Below are 6856 nucleotides of genomic sequence, written 5' to 3'. Positions count from 1 at the left end.
GGCGGACAGCCAGCCGTCTCTGGCGGACAGCCATCTGCTCTCGACAGAAAGCCACCCCTTCCTGGTGGACGGTCACCCGGAGTACAAGCGGGAGCGGGACAGGCCCGGATGGGACAGGGCGAGACGGACCAGGCTCGGGACCGCCGGATACCGGCGGACGCGGCCGACCGGGACAGCGCGGCCCTGACCAGGACGCCGCCGGGGTCACCGGCGCGGCCCGGGCCGCCGCCCACCTCCCGGGAGCCGATCTCCAGCCCGCCGGGGCGGCACTCCCCCCCGCTCTCGCCGACACCGCCGTTACCGTGGGAGCCGTCCTCATCGGACGGCCGCGCCGGCCGGGCAGGTACCAGCGCCGGCCAGGAACACACAGGTCGCACCGGCTATGGATACGCGGGCCGTAGCGACTACGAACACGCGGATCGCACCGACCGTGGGTACACGGGTCGTACCGGCCACGCGGACCGGGAGCACACCGGTGACCGGCCTGCGCCCGCGCCTGTGCCTGTGCCTGTGCCTGCGCGGCCGCACCGGCGGGCCCTGCTGCGGGCGGGTGGCGCCATCGCCGTGGCCGCGGCGGCCGGGGCGGGCACGTGGGGGGCGGTGCGCCTGCTCGGTTCCGATGGCGCCGATGGCGCCGCCGGCCCACGGCCGTGGGTCTTCACCACCGGTGACGAGGTGTACTCCTCCCCCGCGGTCGAGGCGAGTGTGGTCTACATCGGCAGCAACGACCACCACCTGTACGCCATCGACGCGGTCACCGGCCGTGAACGCTGGCGGTACGCCACCGACGGGGCGGTCACGTCGTCCCCGGCGGTCGCCGGCGACACGGTCTACGTCGGCTGCAACGACGCCTACCTGCACGCGGTGGATGTCACGGACGGGCAGCCGCGTTGGCGCTTCCGCGCCGGGGCGGTGATGCACTCCTCTCCGACCGTGGTCGACGGGGTGGTCTATATCGGCTGCCGTGACCGCAACCTGTACGCGGTCCACACGGCCACGGGCCGCGAATTCTGGCGCTTCACCGGCGATGACTGGTTCAATTCGTCACCAACAGTAGTCAGCGGTGGGGTATATGTCGGCTGCCGCGACCGCAACATCTACGCGCTGGACGCGGCCACCGGCCGGAAACGCTGGGCGCACCACCGGCAGCAGCGTCGACTCCTCCCCCACCGTCTCCGGCGGCATGCTGTGGATCGGCGCCGACGACCACAACGTCTACGCGCTGAAGACCTCGGACGGCACCCCGACCTGGCAGTTCACCGCGGACAACGGCGTGGTCTCCACGCCCACGCTGGTGGACAAGGTGCTGTACGTGGGCAGCGACGACGGCAACCTGTACGCGCTGGACGCGGACACCGGCCGGACCCGCTGGCGGTTCCACACCGGCAACGGCATCCGTTCCTCGCCCACCGTGTCCGGCGATCTGGTCTACGTGGGCAGCCGGGACCGCTATGTGTACGCGGTGGACATCGTCACCGGCGAGCAACGATGGAAGTTCGCCACCCGGGCCCCGGTGGACGACTCCTCACCCGTGGTGGAGAACGGCCTGCTCTACGTCGGCAGCCTGGACCACAACGTCTACGCGCTGGACGCGGCCACCGGCGCCGGCCCGTGACCACGGATCCCGGTCGTGAAATTCCGGTCACGAGATCGTCCCCGACAACCCGGACACAGCGGGAACGAACGGGGTACCGTCAAGATAGTTGAACGCTCAACGGCATGCCGCCCGCACGGTGCCATCCGCACGGCGGCGTCCGGCCGAGCGCCCGACCGCAGACAGTGCCCGACCGTGCCAGGCGCTACCGGACAGCGCCCGGGCGCCGAACGGCCCGAGGAGGAGATCATGGGCATCCACCGCCTCAACCACGTCGTCCTCTATGTCCGTGACGTCGCGCGTACCACCGCCTTCTACACCGACGTCCTGGACTTCCGGGTGACGATGACGATCCCCGGCCGGGCCGCCTTCCTGCAGGCGCCGGACTCCACCAACGACCACGACATCGGCCTGTTCGAGCTCGGCGCGGCCGCCGGCAGCTCGCCGGCCGGCCGGTCGGCCGTGGGCATGTACCACATCGCCTGGGAGGTCGGTACCCTCACCGACCTGGAGGATGCGGCCCGCCGGCTCGTCGCGGCGGGGGCGCTGGTCGGCTCGTCCGACCACGGCACCACCAAGAGCCTGTACGCCCACGACCCCGACGGCCTGGAGTTCGAGGTCGTCTGGGTGGTCCCCGCGCACCTGCTCGACGACGCCGCGGCCGTCGCGAACCGCGCCGGTACCCGGCCGCTGGACATCGCCAGGGAGAAGGCGCGCTACGGCGCGGGCACCCGCGGCGGCCTCGGGATCTCCGTCCCGCTCGGCGTCACGGTCTGACGCGAGGCTCGGACGCGGCGGGCCCGGGCCGGCCGGCCGGCCGTTCAGACGGTCCCGCCGCCTCGCCCCGAGACCGAGGCCGGGCCTGCGGCCGGTGGACGCGACGCACTCGCCGTGTTCACCGTGTCATCCGTAATACCCACCACATCCGCCGCATGCGCCACATCCGCCGCATGCGCCACATCCGCCGCATGCGCCACATCCGCCGCGTCCGCGGCCTGGCGGGTTTCGGTGAGGATGAGGTCGGCGACGTCGGTGAGGTGTCCGCGGCGGGTGAAGGCCCGCCGTTGCCGGGCCGCGGCGCTGCCCCGGCCGACGGCCTGGCCGGCGAGGTCGCGGACCAGCTCCCAGTCGCCGGCGTGCTCGAGCTCGGCGCGCACCTCGTCCACCAGCCGGTACAGCAGGTCCCCCGCCGGTACCGGTACCGCCGCGGCCACGTCGACGAGGTCACCCTCGATCCCGGACCGGGCCGCCCGCCAGGTGGCCGCCCGCAGCAGTTCCGTCCGCCGTGGCGGGACCGGCGCACCGGCCCCGACCGCCAGGGTGGCCCGGCGGACGAGCGCGCGGAACAGGCCGGCGACGAGGATGACGGTGTCGACGTCCGGGCACGCGTCGCAGACCCGCAGCTCAACGGTGGGCAGGTGCGCGGAGGGGCGGACGTCGAAGTAGACCATCCCCGGGTCGCTGATCACCCCGGATGTGATCAGATCCGTGACGGCCTGGTCGTATTCGGCCGCCGTGCGGAACGCCCCGGTGACGCCGGCGGTCGGCCACCGCTGCCAGACCAGGGTGCGCACGCTCGCGTAGCCGCTGTCCGTGCCCTGCCAGTACGGGGAGCTCGCCGACACCGCCAGCAGCACCGGCAGCCACGGCGCGACCCACGCGGCCACCGCGATCGCGAGATCGCGGTCGGCGACCTCGACGTGCACCTGCGCGCCGCAGATCGACTGCTCCCGGGCGAGGAGCTGGTAGTCGGCGAGCATCCGCTGGTAGCGCGGGTACCGGCTGATGCTGGGCGTGTCCCGGCCGGCCAGCGGGACGGTCCCCGCGGACGCGGGGCCGAGCCCGAGCGGTTCGCCGGCCGCCACCAGCTCGCGCCGCAGCTGGAGCAGGCTGCTGCGCAGGTCGGCCAGGTCGGTGCACGGGCGGCTGTTGGACTCCACCACCGACGCCAGCAGCTCGGCGGTGAAACACTCCTTCGCGAGGCGCTCGAGGATCGCCGGAGCCCGCGGCACAGGCCGCCGGGAGGCGAGGTCCAGGAGGTGGAACTCCTCCTCGACACCGACGGTGGCAATGTGCGCGTCGCCCATGGATGAAGACGCTACGACCATACGGTGTCCCGGGCAGCCCACGACCGGCTGGCCAGCACCCGCTGGCCGGTCAGCCAGCGGCCAGCCGGCCAGCCGGCCACCCGGTCAGCTGTCCACGAGGGTGGCGGTGGAGACGATGTTGCCCCGGGTCGCCCTGGAGTACGGGCACAGGGCGTGAGCCTGCTCGACGAGCGTGGCGGCCACGTCCCGGTCGACCTGCTCGATCTCGGCCTCGATCGCGACGGCGAGGGCGAACCCGTCGTCGTCCGGGCCGATCTCGACCCGGACGGTGACCGCCGACGCGGAGACATCGACCTTCGCCCGCCGGGCGACCGCCTTGAGCGCGCTGTGGAAACATGCGGCGTAACCGGTGGCGAACAACTGCTCCGGGTTGGTGCCGGGGCCGTCGTCGCCGCCGAGCCCCTTGGGCAGGGACAGGTTCAGGTCCACCCGCCCGTCGCTGGACGCCACCCGTCCCGCACGCCCGCCCCACGCGGTGGCCTCAGCCGTGTACAGAGCCGTCATCACGATCTCCTCAGGTGTGGATCCGATGGCCCGCGCGCGACGCGCACGATCTGGATCATCCGGGTGGAACACCGGCCGGCACCTTTTTCGTCCGGGTGACTCACGCAGCGCACCGATCCGCTCGGATCGCCACATGGTGTTCAGCGCCGCCAAACGATGACAAAAAGACTCTGAACGATTACTTTTAGTAAAGATTCGATGAACATCGATTACAAATAGTCATTACTTGTAGCCATGACAGCACCCCTTGCAGGTGACTGTGACCAGTAGTGTCACAATGCAACCTCGCCAGTACTTCTGGTGACATCGCCGGCGACAACAATGTGATCTTCTGGGCGAAGGAGCCGAACCACCGCCAGCGGGCCACGCGCTGCCCGCCGCAGCCGGATCTCTCCGAGGGGGACCATCATGGTGTTACTGAACGCAACCAATATCGCAACGGACGGCCCGGGGGGCATCGGGGGGCCCGGCGGTCTCAGAACGTCTGATCCGTCGGCCGGCCCGCCCCCCGGCGGGCGTGGCGACGACCCCGGCAGGTCGCCGGCCGGCGAGGGCCACGTCGGCCGGCGGGTGCGCGTCCCCAAGACCGCCGAGCTGGTCGCCGCCCGCCTGCGGCGCCAGATCGTGCGGGGCGAACTGGTCGAGGGGGACGCCCTGCCCCCGGAAGCCGTGCTGATGGAGCAGTTCGGGGTCTCCCGCCCGACCCTGCGGGAGGCCTTCCGCGTCCTGGAGTCCGAAGCGTTGATCAGCGTCCGGCGCGGGGCACACGGCGGCGCCCGGGTCCACACACCCAACGGTGACGTCGCCGCCCGCTACGCCGCGCTCGTCCTGGAATACCGCGGCACCACCATCGCCGACGTCCACCAGGCCAGGGCGCTGCTCGAGCCGCCCTGCGTCCGCCGGCTCGCGCAGCGGCACACCGAGGAGGACCTGGCCAGGCTGCGGGCGGCGCTCGCCGCCGTCGAGGCGGCCACGGCGGACGCCGGCCCCCCGGCGGCGGACCGGCCGGCCGCCCGCACCCGGCCCGACCTGGCCACCGCGCTCACGGCACCCGCCGGCCAGCCAGCCCGGGAGGCCTGGGCCCCCGCGGCGTCATGCTCCGCGGTGACGGACTTCCACAACCTGCTGGTGGAACTCGCCGGCAACCAGACCCTGATCGTGCTCGCCGGGATGCTGCGTCACATCATCGGCATGGCGCGCGAGGATGCATCGGGCGCCGGTGCCGGTGCCGGCAGCAGCGGTGGGAGCACGGCACAGCCGGGCGCACCGGCGGCCGAGGACGACGGCCGCCAGACCTACCGGCAACTGGTCGCCCTGGTCGAGGCCGGCGCGGCGGACGAGGCCGAGGCGCTGTGGCGGGATCACCTGCTGGCGACGACGCCCACCCCCGGGCGCGCCCCGGCCACTGTCGTCGACCCGCGAGCCGAAATCCCCGGGCCGGCCCAGGACCATCGACGGCCCGGTGCCGCCTCCGCCGCGTCACGGGAAGCCGAAATCCCCTGAGTGCCATTGTTCGATGAAGCGCCGCCACCGGATGGGTAATGTGGATCAGGTGACGCGCGCCGAGGCCGACTCCCTGGTCGAGGTCCTCGACCTCGACCGCATCGAAACCAACATCTTCCGCGGTTGGTCGTGGCACACGGCGCCGACCCGGGTGTTCGGGGGCCACGTCGCGGCGCAGGCGCTCATCGCCGCCGGCCGGACGGTCGCCCCTGATCGCCCGGTGCACTCGCTGCACGCCTACTTCCTGCTACCAGGCGATCCCGGCGCGCCGATCGTCTACGATGTGGATCTGATCCGTGACGGACGGTCGTTCACGACCCGGCGGGTGGTCGCCATCCAGCACGGCCGGGCGATCTTCCACCTGTCCGCCTCCTTCCAGCGCGTCACCGACGGCCCGGAGCACCAGTCACCCATGCCGCCGGCAGCGCCGCCCGACGAGCTGCCCGTCAGCCTGCCCGAAGAGCTGCCCGAGTGGTCCCTGCCGAACGGCGGGAGCGTCGAGCCCTTCTTCTCCCGGTACCTCGACGTCCGGCTCGTACCGACCGAAGGCGCGGACGGCTCCGTCCAGCAGCCCGTGTGGTCCTCGCATGGGGAGCCGCACAGCCCGTACCAGCGGATGTGGTTCCGCGCCCGCGGGACGCTGCCCGCCGACCCGCTCTACCACGTCTGCGCGGTCACGTACGCGTCCGACCTGCGGCTGATCACGACGACCCTGCTTCCCCACCGGTCGACGGACGGCCGGACGATCTCGCTGGCCAGCCTCGATCACGCCATGTGGTTCCATCGGCCGTTCCGCGCGGACGAGTGGCTGCTCTACATCCAGGACAGCCCGTCGGCCGCGGGCTCCCGCGGCTTCGCCCGCGGCGAGATATACACCGCCGACGGCCGGCTCGTCGTCTCAGTCGCCCAGGAAGGCCTGATGCGCCTCCACTCCTGACAGTGAGGATGTAGGCGGGCCCCGCCGATCCACCGACCCGGCCGAGCGCATGGTGGGCACCCGGCGTCGGCCAACGGCCAGTGGCGCCCCGGTCACGTTCTCGTGTTTCTCCGTGCTCTGCCGTGTTCTGCCGTATTCGGCCGTGTTCGGCCGTGCTCTGCCGTGTTCGGCCGTGCTCTGCCGTGTTCGGCCGTGCTCTGCCGTGTTCGG

7 protein-coding genes and 1 pseudogene are annotated in these 6856 nt (G+C 72.3%); 6 read left to right on the top strand and 2 right to left on the bottom strand.

Annotated features, from left to right (window positions below; genetic code table 11):
• The 4 genes and pseudogenes from AC5LSR_RS06965 to AC5LSR_RS06950 form a co-directional block, all read left to right on the top strand.
• A partial coding sequence (locus AC5LSR_RS06965) for a hypothetical protein (RefSeq protein WP_493468263.1) occupies positions 1 to 187 on the top strand: 187 nt, incomplete at its 5' end.
• Positions 109 to 1113, top strand: a pseudogene (locus AC5LSR_RS06960) (outer membrane protein assembly factor BamB family protein); the annotation flags it as partial. The gene AC5LSR_RS06965 and the pseudogene AC5LSR_RS06960, both read left to right, overlap by 79 nt.
• Positions 1073 to 1615: an outer membrane protein assembly factor BamB family protein gene (locus AC5LSR_RS06955; protein ID WP_493468262.1), complete on the top strand. Its 543-nt coding sequence runs from the start codon at positions 1073 to 1075 to the stop codon at positions 1613 to 1615. The pseudogene AC5LSR_RS06960 and the gene AC5LSR_RS06955, both read left to right, overlap by 41 nt.
• Positions 1616 to 1789: 174 nt before the next feature.
• A complete protein-coding gene (locus AC5LSR_RS06950; RefSeq protein WP_493464612.1) occupies positions 1790 to 2371 on the top strand; it encodes a VOC family protein in 582 nt (193 codons plus the stop codon).
• A gap of 44 nt (positions 2372 to 2415) precedes the next feature.
• Here AC5LSR_RS06950 and AC5LSR_RS06945 read toward each other — a convergent pair whose 3' ends face one another.
• Positions 2416 to 3681: a carboxylate-amine ligase gene (locus AC5LSR_RS06945; protein WP_250291827.1), complete on the bottom strand. Its 1266-nt coding sequence runs from the start codon at positions 3679 to 3681 to the stop codon at positions 2416 to 2418.
• Between the two features lie 105 nt (positions 3682 to 3786).
• Complete coding sequence (locus AC5LSR_RS06940) at positions 3787 to 4206, bottom strand: organic hydroperoxide resistance protein (RefSeq protein WP_250286474.1); 420 nt, start codon at positions 4204 to 4206, stop codon at positions 3787 to 3789.
• Between the two features lie 408 nt (positions 4207 to 4614).
• Between AC5LSR_RS06940 and AC5LSR_RS06935 the strand changes: the two genes are divergently transcribed.
• Positions 4615 to 5709, top strand: coding sequence for a FadR/GntR family transcriptional regulator (locus tag AC5LSR_RS06935; RefSeq protein WP_493468261.1), 1095 nt, complete (start codon positions 4615 to 4617; stop codon positions 5707 to 5709).
• Positions 5710 to 5758: 49 nt separating this feature from the next.
• On the top strand, positions 5759 to 6646 hold the full coding sequence (locus AC5LSR_RS06930; protein ID WP_250291835.1) for an acyl-CoA thioesterase: 888 nt from the start codon (positions 5759 to 5761) through the stop codon (positions 6644 to 6646).
• Positions 6647 to 6856 lie beyond the last annotated feature (210 nt).

Source organism: Protofrankia sp. CiP1_Cm_nod4 (assembly GCF_982290645.1).
Note: the sequence above shows the minus strand (reverse complement) of the source record. Positions and strands in the feature narration are given on the sequence as shown.